At 46.2% G+C, this 15,175-nt stretch carries 19 protein-coding genes; 6 read left to right on the top strand and 13 right to left on the bottom strand.

Going from position 1 to position 15,175, the window contains the following annotated elements:
- The first annotated feature begins 61 nt into the window (after window positions 1–61).
- Entirely contained in the window at window positions 62–457 is a 396-nt protein-coding gene (locus tag AB3R30_RS07815; protein ID WP_458648604.1) for a hypothetical protein, read from the top strand.
- Between the two features lie 278 nt (window positions 458–735).
- Here AB3R30_RS07815 and AB3R30_RS07810 read toward each other — a convergent pair whose 3' ends face one another.
- Together AB3R30_RS07810 and AB3R30_RS07805 are read right to left on the bottom strand one after the other, a co-directional pair.
- The gene (locus AB3R30_RS07810) at window positions 736–1,116 is read right to left on the bottom strand and encodes a type II toxin-antitoxin system VapC family toxin (protein ID WP_458648603.1); all 381 of its coding nucleotides are present in this window, start codon (window positions 1,114–1,116) and stop codon (window positions 736–738) included.
- Window positions 1,106–1,327, bottom strand: a complete 222-nt coding sequence (locus AB3R30_RS07805) for a hypothetical protein (protein WP_458648602.1) — start codon at window positions 1,325–1,327, stop codon at window positions 1,106–1,108. The genes AB3R30_RS07810 and AB3R30_RS07805 overlap by 11 nt, the downstream gene beginning before the upstream one ends.
- A gap of 132 nt (window positions 1,328–1,459) precedes the next feature.
- Between AB3R30_RS07805 and AB3R30_RS07800 the strand changes: the two genes are divergently transcribed.
- The 3 genes from AB3R30_RS07800 (at window position 1,460) to AB3R30_RS07790 (ending at window position 4,214) form a co-directional block, all read left to right on the top strand.
- Window positions 1,460–2,377, top strand: a complete 918-nt coding sequence (locus AB3R30_RS07800; protein ID WP_458648601.1) for a transposase — start codon at window positions 1,460–1,462, stop codon at window positions 2,375–2,377.
- Window positions 2,378–2,491: 114 nt separating this feature from the next.
- Window positions 2,492–3,787, top strand: coding sequence for an adenylosuccinate lyase (gene purB / locus AB3R30_RS07795; RefSeq protein WP_458648600.1), 1,296 nt, complete (start codon window positions 2,492–2,494; stop codon window positions 3,785–3,787).
- Between the two features lie 157 nt (window positions 3,788–3,944).
- On the top strand, window positions 3,945–4,214 hold the full coding sequence (locus AB3R30_RS07790; RefSeq protein ID WP_458648599.1) for a hypothetical protein: 270 nt from the start codon (window positions 3,945–3,947) through the stop codon (window positions 4,212–4,214).
- A gap of 768 nt (window positions 4,215–4,982) precedes the next feature.
- Here AB3R30_RS07790 and psaJ read toward each other — a convergent pair.
- On the bottom strand, window positions 4,983–5,111 hold the full coding sequence (gene psaJ, locus AB3R30_RS07785) for a photosystem I reaction center subunit IX (RefSeq protein ID WP_458648598.1): 129 nt from the start codon (window positions 5,109–5,111) through the stop codon (window positions 4,983–4,985).
- 36 nt (window positions 5,112–5,147) lie between these two features.
- Window positions 5,148–5,633, bottom strand: coding sequence for a Photosystem I reaction center subunit III (locus tag AB3R30_RS07780; RefSeq protein ID WP_458648597.1), 486 nt, complete (start codon window positions 5,631–5,633; stop codon window positions 5,148–5,150).
- 179 nt (window positions 5,634–5,812) lie between these two features.
- Here AB3R30_RS07780 and tsaD point away from each other — a divergent pair, with 179 nt between their 5' ends.
- Window positions 5,813–6,856 (top strand): tRNA (adenosine(37)-N6)-threonylcarbamoyltransferase complex transferase subunit TsaD, encoded by a 1,044-nt coding sequence (gene tsaD, locus AB3R30_RS07775; RefSeq protein WP_458648596.1) that lies wholly within the window; start codon window positions 5,813–5,815, stop codon window positions 6,854–6,856.
- Between the two features lie 9 nt (window positions 6,857–6,865).
- On the opposite strand, the gene AB3R30_RS07770 is transcribed toward tsaD, so the two are convergent.
- Entirely contained in the window at window positions 6,866–7,591 is a 726-nt protein-coding gene (locus AB3R30_RS07770; RefSeq protein ID WP_458648595.1) for an ACT domain-containing protein, read from the bottom strand.
- Window positions 7,592–7,878: 287 nt separating this feature from the next.
- Here AB3R30_RS07770 and AB3R30_RS07765 point away from each other — a divergent pair, with 287 nt between their 5' ends.
- Window positions 7,879–8,397 (top strand): GNAT family N-acetyltransferase, encoded by a 519-nt coding sequence (locus tag AB3R30_RS07765; protein ID WP_458648594.1) that lies wholly within the window; start codon window positions 7,879–7,881, stop codon window positions 8,395–8,397.
- A gap of 33 nt (window positions 8,398–8,430) precedes the next feature.
- On the opposite strand, the gene AB3R30_RS07760 is transcribed toward AB3R30_RS07765, so the two are convergent.
- The 8 genes from AB3R30_RS07760 to AB3R30_RS07725 all read right to left on the bottom strand — a co-directional run bounded on the left by AB3R30_RS07760 (window position 8,431) and on the right by AB3R30_RS07725 (window position 14,841).
- Complete coding sequence (locus tag AB3R30_RS07760; protein WP_458648593.1) at window positions 8,431–9,999, bottom strand: cation:proton antiporter; 1,569 nt, start codon at window positions 9,997–9,999, stop codon at window positions 8,431–8,433.
- The gene (locus AB3R30_RS07755) at window positions 9,996–10,235 is read right to left on the bottom strand and encodes a hypothetical protein (protein ID WP_458648592.1); all 240 of its coding nucleotides are present in this window, start codon (window positions 10,233–10,235) and stop codon (window positions 9,996–9,998) included. The genes AB3R30_RS07760 and AB3R30_RS07755 overlap by 4 nt, the downstream gene beginning before the upstream one ends.
- A 59-nt stretch (window positions 10,236–10,294) precedes the next feature.
- Window positions 10,295–10,888: a hypothetical protein gene (locus tag AB3R30_RS07750; RefSeq protein WP_458648591.1), complete on the bottom strand. Its 594-nt coding sequence runs from the start codon at window positions 10,886–10,888 to the stop codon at window positions 10,295–10,297.
- Window positions 10,889–10,958: 70 nt separating this feature from the next.
- Window positions 10,959–11,747: a YoaK family protein gene (locus tag AB3R30_RS07745; protein WP_458648590.1), complete on the bottom strand. Its 789-nt coding sequence runs from the start codon at window positions 11,745–11,747 to the stop codon at window positions 10,959–10,961.
- A gap of 71 nt (window positions 11,748–11,818) precedes the next feature.
- Window positions 11,819–12,310 carry a hypothetical protein gene (locus tag AB3R30_RS07740; protein ID WP_458648589.1) on the bottom strand — a complete coding sequence of 164 codons (492 nt, stop codon included), beginning with the start codon at window positions 12,308–12,310 and terminating at the stop codon, window positions 11,819–11,821.
- 248 nt (window positions 12,311–12,558) lie between these two features.
- A complete protein-coding gene (locus AB3R30_RS07735) occupies window positions 12,559–12,996 on the bottom strand; it encodes a barstar family protein (protein WP_458648588.1) in 438 nt (145 codons plus the stop codon).
- Window positions 12,997–13,016: 20 nt separating this feature from the next.
- Window positions 13,017–13,430 carry a guanyl-specific ribonuclease gene (locus AB3R30_RS07730; protein ID WP_458648587.1) on the bottom strand — a complete coding sequence of 138 codons (414 nt, stop codon included), beginning with the start codon at window positions 13,428–13,430 and terminating at the stop codon, window positions 13,017–13,019.
- A 13-nt stretch (window positions 13,431–13,443) separates the two neighbouring features.
- Complete coding sequence (locus tag AB3R30_RS07725) at window positions 13,444–14,841, bottom strand: hypothetical protein (RefSeq protein ID WP_458648586.1); 1,398 nt, start codon at window positions 14,839–14,841, stop codon at window positions 13,444–13,446.
- Between the last annotated feature and the right edge of the window lie 334 nt (window positions 14,842–15,175).

The raw sequence follows: 15,175 nt of genomic DNA, 5'->3' as shown, positions 1-15,175 counted from the left end.
AAGCACGAGTATTTCACTTATTATTGTTTGGTAGATATTTTGTATAGTTAGGGGTTTAATTATGGGCGACATTGGGGAACCTTGTAACACTGGGGATACGGTTGGTAATGGATTCAGATTTATTAGAACTGAGCGCATTCATCCAAAGAAGGAAAATCTTGAACAAAACGATAACAGAGAGTATGAGGAGATTAAACCTCAGATTATTGATGATTTGACTAAAAGTGAAATTAAAGAGCAGATTAGTATCCCGCTTCTTGAACTCCTTTTGGTAAAAAAAAGAGATGGCAGCACATTAGACTATCGAGCTATTCAACAGATTGGAATTAATCTTGCTAAAGTAGGCATTGAATTGATAGAAACATCTAATCAAGAAATTTCATTATCTGAGGCAAGCCGTAATGAACTTCTAAACAGAATTACGGAAATCCTCGAAGAAATACTACTACGTTGTTGATATCGAGATGTTTCCTTGAAGTATTGATGGATTTGTTGTAGGAAAGGATAATCGCTGCTTGCACTTTACATATCCAGCGCTTTCTACTTGCTACTCTTCCAAAGAGTGTACCCCTTTTGCTCAGCTAAAACCGCGATCTCATTTCCAAATTCAAACATTAAGCGATCGCCCTTTTTCTAATCAGAAACGCGATCGCATTTTCGAGTTCAAATATTGAGCAATCGTGTGAATTAATTGGAAGCGCGATCGCATTTTTTCTAATCAGAAACGCGATCGCCCTAAGTAAAGTTGATGCTTGTAACTGCTTGAATTTCATGGAGCTTTTGATCAGCAGTTACCAAATTTGCGTTCATTTGAATGGCTGTGGCGACAATAATTGCATCAGGAAGTGGCAAACGATATTGCTGGCGTACTTGAACAATTTGAGTAATTAAATTGTTTTGCTCTGCCGATAAACCAATTACTTCAATCTGTTGTAGAAATTGTTCAAACAGTTGTCTATCCTCATCTGTTAAGCGTGTAAATGCTAGAAACTCAAGTTGGCTGATGAGAGAAATACCAATCCACTCAGCGTTTTGAAGAGACCCACTTACCTGTTGATTTCCTTGAAGTAAAGCGATAATTGCGTTGGTATCCAATAGATAGCGGCTACCATTCATTTCGGATCGCTCTTTGTTCTGCAACAGCGTCTCCCCGCCAATTGAGTTTGCCAGTCAGGTTAGAAAAATCGTAGCATTTAGGCTTTTTATCTTGAAACTTAGGATGGATAACTAGCACTAATTCTACTTGTCCTGGGGGAAGTTGAGTAGAGACATCTAGCCGAAGATGACCATCTGTTTCTATTGCGCCAGTTAGAGTAAATGTTTCCATTATTTTTGTAGATTCAAAGTAAGAGGATTTTAACACTTAAGAATTTTTGAAGCGATCGCCCTTTTTCTAATCAGAAACGCGATCGCGTGTTCCAATTTGGGAATTCTGATAGAGAATGTTTTCGCAATAGCAATGGCATATAACCCTGCAAAACATCATAGGCGTTCTATTCGCCTCAAGGGATATGACTATTCCTCGCCCGGTGCCTATTTCATCACAATTTGCACCCACCAGCGAGATTGCTTGTTTGGTGAAATTGCCGATGGCACAATGCACCTAAACCAGCTTGGGCAAATCGTTTCTGCCTCTTGGCAACGACTACCCCACCATTTTTTGAATGTGGAATTGGATGCATTTGTCGTCATGCCCAACCACATCCACGGGATTTTGATTTTATGCGATCGTAGGGGCGCGGCATTGGGTCAAGAAATCTGCCACACAACCGGGGATGCAATCCCCAATGCCACGCCCAATCCCACCCAATTGAATCCGCGTGGTCAAGAAATCTGCCACACAACCGGGGATGCAATCCCCAATGCCACGCCCAATCCCACCCAATTGAATCCGCGTGGGCAGGGATTTTGTCCGACAACCGGGGATGTATTGCCCAATGCCACCGAATCAAATGCGGGCGTGGCATTCGGAACCGGGGATGCATTGCCTAATGCCACCGAATCGAATGCGGGCGTGGCATTCGGAACCGGGGATGCATTGCCCAATGCCACCAAATCAAATGCGGGCGTGGCATTCGGAGCAAAAATAGGGGTGAATTGCGATGTCTGTTTGCCGAATGCCGCGCCCCTACGGTCGGGGTCTTTGGGGGCGATTCCCGTAGGGATCGTTTCACGAATCGCGCTTAATTTCAAATCGGTGACAACCCGTCGGATCAATCGAATTCGGCGGATGGCAGGTGTTCCGGTTTGGCAACGCAATTACTATGAACATATCATTCGAGATGAGATGGCATTACAAAATATTCGAGACTATATTGAGACCAATCCCCTTTCTTGGCAACGTGATAAGCTGCATTCCGATCATCTAGTGCCATGATGAGGGCGATCGCATTTTTGGATTCAGGCATTGAGCGATCGCGGTTGCTCAGATAAAGCGCACAGAATACGGTCTTACAGTAGAATATGACGGTTGTATTGTGCGACACGAACCTTGATTGAGCGCTATACTCTGCCCGCGATGGGCAACCTGTGGACGGACGATTACAAGCTGAAAACCTGGCTGGATGTGGAGATCGCGGTATGCGAGGCTCAGGCAGATCTGGGCTACATTCCAGCAGAAGCGGTGGCAGAAATTAAGGCGAAGGCGAAGTTTGATCCGCAGCGAGTGCTGGAGATTGAAAAAGAAGTTAAGCATGATGTGATTGCTTTTCTAACGAATGTGAATGAACATGTGGGCGATGTGGGTCGCTACATTCACTTGGGCATGACCAGTTCGGATATGTTGGATACGGCGCTGGCACTGCAAATGGTGGCTAGCCTGGATGTGATTTTGACGCAGCTTGAATCCGTGATTCAGGCGATTCGGTTTCAGGCGCAGCAGCATCGCGATACGGTGATGATTGGGCGATCGCACGGGATTCACGCGGAACCGATCACGTTTGGCTTTAAGTTGGCGGGTTGGCTGGCAGAAATGTTGCGTCATCGCGATCGCCTCTCCTATTTGCATAATGACATCGCCGTGGGCAAAATCTCTGGTGCAGTCGGCACCTATGCCAATGTTGACCCGCAAATTGAAGCGCTCACCTGCCAAAAATTGGGGCTGCAACCCGATTGTGCCTCTACTCAGGTCGTATCCCGCGATCGCCATGCTAATTTTTTCAATCATCTGGCATTGCTGACTGCCTCAATTGAACGTATCGCCGTCGAAATCCGTAACCTGCAACGTACTGATGTTTTGGAAGTAGAAGAGTTTTTCTCGAAAGGGCAAAAAGGCTCCTCTGCCATGCCCCACAAGCGCAATCCGATTCGCTCGGAGCGGCTGACCGGCATGGCACGATTGGTGCGCGGGTATGCGGTGGCTGCACTGGAAAATGTGGCGTTGTGGCACGAGCGGGATATTTCCCACAGTTCTGTGGAGCGCGTTGCTCTGCCCGATGCCTGCATTCTGACTCACTTCATGCTGGTGGAAACCACGGATTTGGTGAAAAGTCTGCTGGTCTACCCCGACAACATGAGTCGGAACCTAAACATCTACGGCGGCGTGGTGTTCAGCCAGCGAGTGATGTTAACCCTGGTGGAAAAAGGCATGAAGCGAGAAGAAGCCTACGCGATCGCCCAATCCTGCGCTCACACTGCCTGGAATAAACCCGATGGCAACTTCCGCGCCCAAATCGAGCAAGATCCGCGCGTAACGGCACTGCTCACGCCCGAAGACATCACAGCCTGTTTCGACCCACTACATCACCTCCGCAATCTCGATCAAATCTACCAGCGCCTAGGAATTTAAATAATGCTAGAAACAGGCTCAAGAGGAAGATGAGTAACGCATTTAGTTAGGATTTTTTATGTGAATTGCAAGTACTAATTGTGGGAATCCTTGGTTTAGAAAATGTTGATTATTAGTATTTGTATTTTTACTTGCAACTTAGCAAAAACGTAAAAACATGATTGAGGTAATTAGGCGCACTCTCACTGATTTGAAGCAGGGAAAATATGTTGAGTCATACATCATCATTTTCTTGACTCTGGTCATCATAACCATAGACATCTTCAATTTATCTCAGCAAGATTGGCTTAACGAAGTTACCTTGGCGTTACTTGCCTTACTAGCTTACGGACAAATGGAGAGTCGTCGTGCAACAGAACAAATTATTCGGGAAAACCAAAAAAAAGCTAACGCCTTACTCCTTAAGACGTATCCTGAAACATTTTAAGAAGATATAGAGAGGGCTAATGAGCTTTGGATTGTGGGTTTTACTTTAGAACGCACTGTTAAATACCTACCTTCCAAAGATCAGAGATAAGTTACGGAGACAGGGTAAAGTGAGGATTCTTGTTCTTAAGCCGGATAGTGAAGCAAGTCGTATGGCTGCAAGGCGAGACTACAGACCGCAAAGAACAGAGGAAATTTGGCATTGCTGAATGCAGACATGATTTTCATTGGTAGGGGGAACGCCTTGTGCCTACCCTTGCTGGGATAAGGGCAACCACAAGGGATTGCCCCTACGAATTTCATATCTAGATTCAGCAACGCCGGAAATTTATAATTAAAAGATTCATGCAGTACTTCATGAACTCTGCTATCTGACAAAAAACGAAAAGAGGGCGAGAAACCTCCAGATTAAAACTTCAGGGATAATGTATCCATTTGGCTACTACGCAGTAGATCCTGAGACACCTGAAGGAGTGATTTACATGGAGCAGTACAGCATCAAATCTGAGGGCGATATGCCAAAGCTTGTTTTTCATTCCTACGATGGAGAGTGGTACCAATTCTTTAGACAACAGCTATATACGCTATGGGAAGATTCAGTGGAATGGAAGTGTGATAACACGTTATGCAGGTAAAGTGTAGCGGCTGTTAATTGCGGCTTTGATGCGATCGCGAAAAATTTGATCCTAAGATACGATGCCAAAACACAGAGAGGGCGATCGCACTAGTGCGATCGCCCTCTTTAGCCACTGAATAACAAATTCTTACCCTACGGCAAAGGATGGAACAGCAAATCAGGGAAGAAGCGATTGAATTCAATCAAAATGCCAGCCGTAATCACCATCCAAACGGTGGCAATCACCGGAGCAGTAGACAGATACTTCAAAAAATATTTCATGAAGAGTTCTCCTAAGAATAAACAGGGTGAGGGATTTTAGCGGGGTGAAACAGTAATTTCATTGTCCTTAGCGGTCAATTCCCCGGTGGTGAATTCCTTCAAAGCCATTAGGGGCCACGCAAAACCAGAAAGCGCGAACTTGATAGCAACAGGAACATCAATAATGATTTCCTTCTCTTCAGGCGAGCCACTTTTCTTGGCTGCTTGGAGATATGCCCGTCCGACCCAGCCAATCCAGCCTGCAATATACAGAAATAGAATGCTAGGGATCAAAAACTCACCAGCATGATCCAGGCTGCCATCCACAATCAGGTGAGGCAGACCGTCTTCACCACACATGACTCCAGACTTCGCATAGGCATCGAAGCGTCGAGCGGCTGTAGGGCTGATCGAGTCTTTGGCACGTTGGGCGAAGGCGGCGCTTTCGCTGCAAGGAGTCAAATTAAAAGCATAAGCGGGCTGAGACGGAGTGAATCCGAACCAGAGGGTAACCGCAAGCATGAGAGCAAACAATCGGCGCATGGAATTGTTTCCCTTCGTTACAAGAGTGAACGTTGTTTTAACAAAATGAGACTGGACGTTTGTAGGGCTATGTTCGCTAGACTGTTCAACATTAAGCTGTTTAACACTTAAGCGCGTGAGCGTATTCGTCCAAGTTTAAGCTCAAAAAATAGCTTATTTCTTCAAGAAATTACCAGCAAATGGCGACCATTTTAGCAATTGAAACAAGTTGTGACGAAACAGCCGTTGCGATCGTCAACGATCGCAACATTTTGAGTAGTATTGTATCGTCTCAAATTGAGACTCATCAACCCTATGGCGGTGTGGTGCCGGAAGTTGCCTCGCGTCAACATGTGGAGTTACTGAACCCGGCGATCGCCCAAGCGCTCTCCTCTGCCCAGCTTAACTGGTCAGATATTGATGCAGTTGCCGCTACCTGTACGCCTGGATTGGTGGGCGCGCTACTGGTGGGAGTGACTGCCGCAAAAACGTTGGCGATCGTCCATCAAAAGCCTTTTCTAGGGGTGCATCATCTGGAAGGGCATATTTACGCTTCCTATCTCAGCAGCCCTGATTTAGAGCCGCCTTTTGTCTGTCTGCTGGTTTCCGGTGGGCACACTAGCCTCATCTTAGTGAAAGCTTGTGGAGACTACGAAACTCTGGGGCAAACTCGCGACGATGCTGCTGGAGAAGCGTTTGATAAGGTGGCGCGGCTGATGAATCTTGGCTATCCTGGCGGTCCAATTCTCGATCGCCTCGCAACCAAGGGCAACCCCAAGGCATTTCCCCTGCCAGAAGGTCAAATTTCGTTGCCAGAGGGAGGCTTTCACCGCTATGACTCTAGCTTTAGTGGCTTAAAAACCGCCGTTCTGCGCCTGACTCAAAAGCTCCAAAAAGAATCGCCTGATTTGCCTGTGGAAGATTTAGCGGCAAGTTTTCAGGAGACGGTGGCAAAAGCGTTAACTAAACGGGCGATCGCCTGTGCCTTGGATTGTGGATTAGACACGATCGCCGTGGGCGGTGGAGTGGCAGCAAATAGCGGATTGCGCCACCATCTTCAAGCTGCTGCTGCCAAACACAATCTGCGAGTTTTGTTTCCGCCGCTGGAATTCTGTACCGATAACGCCGCCATGATTGCCTGTGCCGCTGCCGAACACTTTAACCAAGGAGAGCGATCGCCGTTAAGCTTAGGCGTTCTCTCCCGAATGGCGATCGCCCACGTCAGCCAGCTTTACACTCCCTAAAATCACCTCCTAAAATCGCCTGCCCAAAAGCCGCTGCCGCACTCCTTCGGCAATTTTCTGCCCCAAATACTCTGGGATAATGCTTTCGTTCGGTCCCAGCAGATAAAGAATCAAGCGAGTTCTCCCGCGCCACACGAGCAAATTAGCATTGACAACCATCAAGTCTTCTTGCCAAATGGCATACATAACCTTGTAAAACAGCCCAGGTTGGTTATCCGCCTCAATCAGCAGCGCTGGCAAATGAAACACGGGATCGACGTAAAATTCGGTTTCTACTTGCTCCAAGCCCGCATCTAAATTAAATTCAACTGCGAGCATTTCTTCCACTTCAAACCGACCCGCTAGCGCTTCTCGAACGGCTCTGCAAACGTTTTCAGCAGTTTTTTCAGTTAATGCTTTGCCGCTCCGAGACACGATTAGCTTGACAAAGACTAACATCGGTGGATAGATCTGCCCGTATAGGCTCAAACTGTGAATCGTTAAGCCATAGGCGGCCAATACGCCAAAAATGTCGCTGAGCAAAAAAGATTGATTCCGATAAGCAAAATGCAGGGCGCTTTTACTGCCTTCGGGTTTGAGTTCGATAACAGCTTGTTTAGTTTTGTAAAGCTGATACGCTAACCGTAAGTTTTGCAGTTGGATTTCGCTGCTCACAAACTGCTCATAAAACTGGGGAAACGCTCGATTAAAACGTTTCAGAAGTTCTACCGTGGATGACTTTAAGCCTAAAGCCATAATTAAAAATTTATCTCACTTACTTAAGTTAAAACCCTAAAGTTGGTGCAACTGCTGCAATAGAGAGGTTTTGGAAGAGAAGCTATCACTCTAAACTAATTTAGAAGCCTTGGCTACGCCTTTGCTTTATCTCTTTTTGCCTTACCTCTTTTATTTTGCCTTACCTCTTTTATAGGCTGATTTGCTTACTCCTGACTTAAAAGCTGAAGAATCAATGATAAAAGGGGATGAAGGCTATACTATTCTGTACTGAGATCAACCTTTTATTAACCTTTAACTACGCTTACATGGGTTTTTGGAAAAGCCTATTCAGTAGCGCTGATGCTCCTTCTGCTACTAAATCTATGTCGATCGCGCTGGAATCTGTTGAAGGGGCGAGCGATCGCGGCTCTCACGTTTACTTTAGTACTGATCGAGAGATTGATCTATACGAGTTAGAGGAGCTTTGTAGCGCTGTAGGGTGGTCTCGTCGCCCTCTGCGAAAAGTGAAGAAAGCGATTCAGCATAGCTTTCTAGTCGTGACGATGTGGGAGCAGCGGGGCACCCAACGTCGTCTAATTGGATTTTCACGGGCAACCTCTGACCATGCCTTCAATGCCACGATTTGGGATGTGGTGGTGCATCCCGATTTTCAAAGTCAAGGGTTTGGTAAAGCCTTAATGAAGCACATCATCAAAAAATTACGCAGCGAAGATATTAGCAATATCACGCTGTTTGCCGATCCGCAGGTCGTCGATTTTTATCGCAGACTTGGCTTTATGTCTGATCCTGAAGGCATTAAAGGAATGTTCTGGTATCCAGATTGATTGCTGCTATGCGATTTGTTGCCCTGCGATCGCTCAAAAACCTGATCCATTGTCGAACGCTTTCTGCATAATCGTTGGCAAGGTGTCTTGTAGTAATCCATCTTGGACAAACTTTGTATAAGTTTGGGATTCGATCGCTAAAACTTTTGCTTGATGTTGTTGAAGGCTAAAGGCTTGTAGTTCGGGATTTTGGTCTTGCAGGTAGGCAATATCTAGCTGTAATTGGTGTAGCTGCTGGTTCACAAAGTCTAGATGCGTTTGATGCTGCGTGGCGCTAATGGCTGACTGGGATTGGGTTTGAATCAAATGCTCAAATACTTGCTGCAATGCCTCTCGACGAGCAATCAACTGCATAAATTGCTGCTGCAATGAGGTATCTTCTACCAACTTTAGTTTTTCTAGCAGAAACTTTGCCGTCAACCCTTGGACGAGTAGGGTGAACCAGACGACTCCAAAGGAATTGGCGATAATTTCATCGCGCCCAACGACGGCAGCTGGAATGCTTAAGGCAAGAGCGATCGCCACTGAACCGCGTAACCCTGTCCACCAAAGTAGGGTTTGTTCTTGCCAGGAGATTTTGATAGTTGCCAGCCCTGTGAGTAATGCTGTCAACCCATAAATGGCGATCGCCCGTGACACAATAATGGCAACAATAGCGACTGTGGTTGTTTGAATATTTTGAACCAGCTTGGGTAGATGAATTTGATCGCCCAAGAGCAGAAACAAAATAGAGTTGACAAAAAATACAATAAATTCCCAGAACTCAATCATACTGGAGCGCTTGATCGGTTGAGTGCCCGGTTGAATGCTAAAGTTGCCAATCACTAAACCCGCCGTCACAACCCCAATCACGCCTGATCCACCCAGTTCTTCGACTAAAAGATAGGTGCCATACGCCGTAACCAGGGTCAAACTTTGCTCAACCCAATTTAGTTCATAGTGTTGGCTAAGTAGAGCAACGCAAATCCCAATCAATCCACCCACTCCGATCCCGATCCCGGTGACAATGAAAAACCGGAGAACCGTGGTAGAAAGCTGAAACGGCTGGGGATCAACTGCAAGTTCCACTAATACCCCAAAGGCAACAACGGCTGCACCATCGTTGAACAAGCTTTCGCCTTCGAGCAGTGTGGTCAGGCGTTTTCCGGCTCCAACTTCGCGAAATAAGCCTAAGACCGCCGCCGAATCAGTTGCGGCTAAACAGGCTCCCACCAGTAAGGCAGTCATCCAGGGAACAGTCATGAATTGATGGAGCGCCCACCCGACTCCCGCGATCGACAGCAAAACGCCGCCCACTGAATAAAACGTGCTGGGTAAGATCTGTTGGCGTAGCTCAGTCCATTTCATCGTCCACCCGGCTTCAAACAGCAGCGGGGGCAGAAACACCATGAGAATAAAGCCAGGTGACAGATCTAGCAGGCGAACATCCACGATCGCTAACCCTAAGCCGACTAAAACCAACAGCAGCGTGTAGGGAACTTGACGAAGTGCCACAAAAATTTTGGGCAGAATTGCCGCGCCTAGGGCAATCAGGAGAATGATCAAAAACTGCTTGAGATCTTGTTCGATCGCAACATCCGTAGCGTTCGTCAAGAAACTCATAGGTTCTTCACGAGATGAATCAGATCTTGGGGTAAATGACTGATCTCAAACCATAGACTTTTTGGACTAATACCAAAGCCATATTGCAGCACTAAAACAATGGCAACAATAGCCAAAATGAGTCCTAATCCAACATTTAAGAATCGAAAAATTAATCGAATGAGTAATAGGGATACGGCGATCGCTGCAATCAACAATACTGCTTGTGAATCTACAGCATTTGTCAAAGAATCCATGAAACAACCTCATGACTCACTGAATAATTCCTGAATTTTTAAGCATTTTATGAAAAACATTAGTCTGGCAATTTTTCCTGTATCATTTTCATCGCAGCGTTAATTTTTTCACCAATCATCTCTGGCGTAGGCATAAACTGTTCAGCATTCTTCATTTTTGCGCTAATTTTCTCGCTAACTCCCTCCGGTAAAGAGGTTCCTTTCATTTTCATACTGGCGCTAATTTTCTCGTTAATGCTTTCAGCCGTGGGCATAAATACCTCTTTCTTTTTCATGAAAAATTGCTTCTTTTCTTCAGGCGTTAGGGCTGCTAAGGTGTCTCTTTTGGGCAGGGTTTTTAGAACCGTTGCCAATTTGGTTTTCTGATCAGGAGACAGGGTAATCGACTTAAATACTTTGCGTAAACTCGTTTCCCCCTTTAATATTGTGGCTTCCAATTGATCGCTTTGCTCAGAGGTAAGAATATTTTCAATTTTTGGAAAAACTTGAGTTTTTAGTTGCTGAATAAAGGGTAGGTTTGAGTTAGCTTGCTCCGCTAAAGTAGAACTCAAAGAAGTTTCTGCAACCAACGCTTGAGCGCTGGCGTTGTTAGCAACCACAAGATTTGATACTGCTATCAAACTAGCCAATACTAAGATGAACAGCCGTTTCATTATTTATTGTCTCCTAATGGTATTTGGATAAAACAGTAGTTGGATAAATAGGTCACCAAGCTTTAGAAACCTAGGCAACCGCAGACGATCGCCTATGCTGCACATAAGCCGCGATCGCTAGGATGATAATTGCCATCAGCGGTAGGATTAAGCTCCACCAAGTCTCGGACAGCAGAATAAAAATTGCCGCCGCAGCGCCCCCCAACGCAAACCCTGTAATTACGGGAATAAAGCGCCCCATGCGCTCTAACGCTTCGGCTTCTTCCTGTTGCAATCCTTCGCTCGGCGATCGCGACAGTTTAGAACTGAGAACCTTCACTAAGTCGATAGTTAATTGCGTTGTATTACCTGTCATTACAGTGGTTGGAATGTAGCTCTTAAAGACTCCATGAGACTCTTTCATCAGAGCATTTTGAATCGCCATGGCAATCACTCCCGCCATACCGATGGGCAAAATATATTCCTCTTGCACATCGAGCAACAAGGCGGGGGAAAGCGTGGTGCCAATAATCAAAAAAACCGTTAGGGCGATCGCCTCAGCCGTGAGCAACACCGCAAACACCGACCATTGTCTCTGGCGGGCATACCGAGCCAACAGCGACGTTAAGGCAACAGTCACCATAAACGCAGGCAACATTAATAATCTTGTGACGGTTGAGCCTTCATCAGCACTCACAAAAGAGGCTCCTGCCAAAGCAATGTTGCCTGTCACATGAGCCGTAAATATGCCAAACAAAATGATGAACGCAGAGGTATCAACGAATCCGGCGACCCAACTGAGGATGAAACCCGCAGGTCGATCGCTGGTTAAAAACTCACTGAGGCTAAAGTTGCTGCCTTTGTTTGAAACTACAGTCATCGCTCCCTCTTCTTCAGGTGCAATAGGGTTTATGGAATGCTGGGGCGATCGCAACACTACTCGGAAACTAACTACTCGGAAACAGGCTCCTCAGTAGTTTTTCCTGCTGCTTTTGCCATCTCTTCAGCTTTCTTCGCTTCCTTCAGCTTTTTCGCTTCAGCCTTTGCTGCTTCCTTAGCTTTTTTTGCTTCAGCCTTTGCTGTTTCCTTAGCTTTTTTTGCTTCAGCTTTTGCTGTTTCCTTAGCTTTTTTTGCTTCAGCTTTTTCCGCTTTCTCCGCTGCTTTCTTTGCTTCCTTCAGCTTTTTCGCCTCAGCTTTTGCCAAGTCTTTAGCCGCTTCTTCCGCATCCTCAACCGTCTCCTTTACCGCCTCTGTCGGAGCATCCATAACTGGAGCCTCAGCAACATCAGCGAGTAAGGAAGAAAAGCCAAAATCACCTACTAAAACTAGATGGGCAGCCTCAAAATTTGCGGCTCTAGCAACAACTGGATTGCCAACTACAAGGCTGATGCAAAAAGTGGCTACCAGGATGAGAACACCGCACTTCGATAAAAACTTGAACATATTGACGCATTCCTCTAATCAGAGCATTAGGAACCAGTCCTTCTCAGGGAAGGGAAAAACTGACCCATCTATTGCTCAGTAGTTTACGTCTAGACCCCAAGGCATCTTCTGTCTTACAGGATACGGAACGGGTTAAAAACACGGTATACCGTATACATAGTTGTAAAAGCATCACTTTCTTGCCAAACGTTTAAGAAAGTTGAGCATAGCCGTACTTGCTGTCCAAAAGGTAGACCAACAGATTTTTGCTACAGCGTTTCAACGGCTGACAGCAAAGGGCGATCGCCACTGAATACTATGTACATCGGGATATCGGTTTCGTTCCATTCATCGATCGCGGATTGAAAAACTTCAATTAGGGTTTTCCAGTCTTTGGGATGAGCTTGGGCAAAGGGGTTGGGGTGGTTGTAGAGCAATAGGTAGCCACTCGCAGGCAGCCATTCCAAATCGATGAGGCACTCTTCTAACGCATCCCAATTGTGCCCAAAATGGCTAGGAAATTGTAGTGCTGTAGCGCAAGCGCTGAGGAATTCTACTTTGTTGGTGATGCTGGAACCATCGAGATATCCCAGTTGAAAATCTTGCTCCTGACAAATGATACCAAGCTCCTCTAGGTCTAAATCTGCTGCACTTTGATAAAGCCCCGGAGCGCGATCGCCTTGCAATGCTGAAATCAGTTCATCCATGCTGTCTGCCTTTGCTGCGTTTAAAGTTTGACTTTAGCAAAGCTGCGGTAGTGATTTTGAGTGTAGTAGTATTCTCGCTGATACCCAGTCACAATCCGCCGTGCGCCGCGATCGCGAGAACCGGGCGTAGGCACGGTATATTCTCGGTAATAGCCCTTGGCTGCCAGGGGTAACCGTTTTTCTCGATTGCCAAAAACGGTGCCATCTTTGCGATAGGGAAAAGGACCGCCGCGTTGAATCAAGTCAATCGTTTGGCGAGCTTCTGGGGGAAGTTGCCGAATCGAAACCGTCGGCATGGCAGGTTGAAAAGCCAATTCCAGCTTGGAGTTAGCCAGAGCAACGGGTAACGAATCAGGCGGATTGAGCAGCGACTGGCTTCCCAAAAAAAGCAAAAAGGCAGTAGTACAGCGAATACCCAAGTGAATCATTTTCATATAGATGAGGAGGCTAATTTTTGACGCTGGCGTTGAAGTTGCCAATTGCCGCAATCCGCCTTTCAAATACTTTCAAAACGGCTTGCACAATGCTGTTAACCACAGTGCGATCGCACAGGCTCAAAAAATCCTCCCCCGACAGGTTTTGCTTAAAATAGTTTTTTGCTTGCATGAGTAATTGCTGGGATTCAGAAAAACCCAACGATTTAATGATGTAAGTAGCAACGGGAGAATTTTTGACATCATAGCTAGACGATTTGCTGCGTCCTTTTTCTAACAGTTCCAAAACCTCTTGTTCTAAAGGCGTTGTGGGCAAAACGGGACGAGAAACCGTCGGTAAAAAATTCTCCAGTTGCGCGGTAGACAAACCACGACCCGGCAATTCCCCCATCATGGTTGCCAGAGGAATATCTTGTCCTAACCGTTGAGAAAGTGCTTCGATGACGGCAATAGACAGCAATTTACTACCCAAGTAGAGCCGCGCAACTTCCAGGTTCTTTTGAGTGCGCCTAATCGCCGTGGTGTAGGTCGGCAAGTCAGGCTCATCCAAGTAGCGCTGAAAGACAACCTCTGGTTTAAGAAAATACATGAAGCCTTCCATTTTTTGGAGCGACAGGCGATACCCAGAAACCGTGTAAGAATTGGCGCTAATCAGATCATGATTTGTTTCTGGCATTAGGTTCCAGGTGTTGTCCAGAAATTCGGCTGAAGAAGGATAGGCAAAATTTTCAACGTCTCGGTTTGCCAGTCGCACCGCTCGTCGCACAATCGTATGCAAATCTGCTTCACTCCAGCCAAAACCAAACTGCTCATTGGTGACTATGAGGCGATCGCACAGGCGCTCTCCAGCCGTTTGTCCACTTTCAGATTTAGACCGAAACGGAATCGTCGCTTCAATACACGCTGCAACCTCAGCAATGATGCTCATGGGCAAAGCATGTTCCAAACATTTTGCCCCAATCACAGCGCTCAGAAATTCATTTTGTCCGGCGGTTGGCTGAAGAGTTTGCTCTGGAGCAAATCGAAAGATTTGGGCAACCATATCAAACACGCGATCGGGTAAAAGCTGGGATTGGCTTAAGATCACCAACTGCCCATCGATCTCTTTGACAAAAGGCGCAATCCGGCGACTAATATTAACGCTGACTCCTTGATCAACCTGAACGTAAACTAAATCGTGAAACAAGGCAGCTAAGATCTCGATCGCATCGCCCGATCCGCCTACCTCAAAAATGTGTTCTGACGTGTGAAAATAGCGCCAAGGTCCTGACATTGTTTGAATGATCAGTTCAGCCGTAATGGCAAGCTGTTCTGGATCTGCGCTGCCACCGAGTTGAGCGATCGCCCAGTCTAAACTTTTCAGGCAACGCTCATAGTCTCGTCCAAATATCTGATCTTGTCCGTGCCGCATGGCATTTTCCCCACTCTAGTTGAGTGCGATGCACTGAGTTTTTTGAATGGTATCAGGAATGCTGAGGCATTGTGACATACCTCGATACTATTCCCGATAACTATGATTGAAATTGCTTGAATAGGTTCAGATTGCCCAAATCGATCGCAACTCAAGCAACTCAGTTCATAAAACGACAAAAGAGATGGGCGACTGATCCTTATTTTTGTATCCAAAGCGAATTGCAAGCGACCTTTTCATGAAGCGATTTAGGGCGTTGCTGAATGAGAATATGATTTACTGAGGGACAGGCACATCACCAAATTTGAGGTAGTGAAGTAGCAACCAAATTGAA

Source organism: Sivoneniella epilithica UHCC 1019 (assembly GCF_040830845.1).
In the GTDB taxonomy this organism is placed as follows: Bacteria; Cyanobacteriota; Cyanobacteriia; order Leptolyngbyales; family Leptolyngbyaceae; genus ULC077BIN1.
Note: the sequence above shows the minus strand (reverse complement) of the source record. Positions and strands in the feature narration are given on the sequence as shown.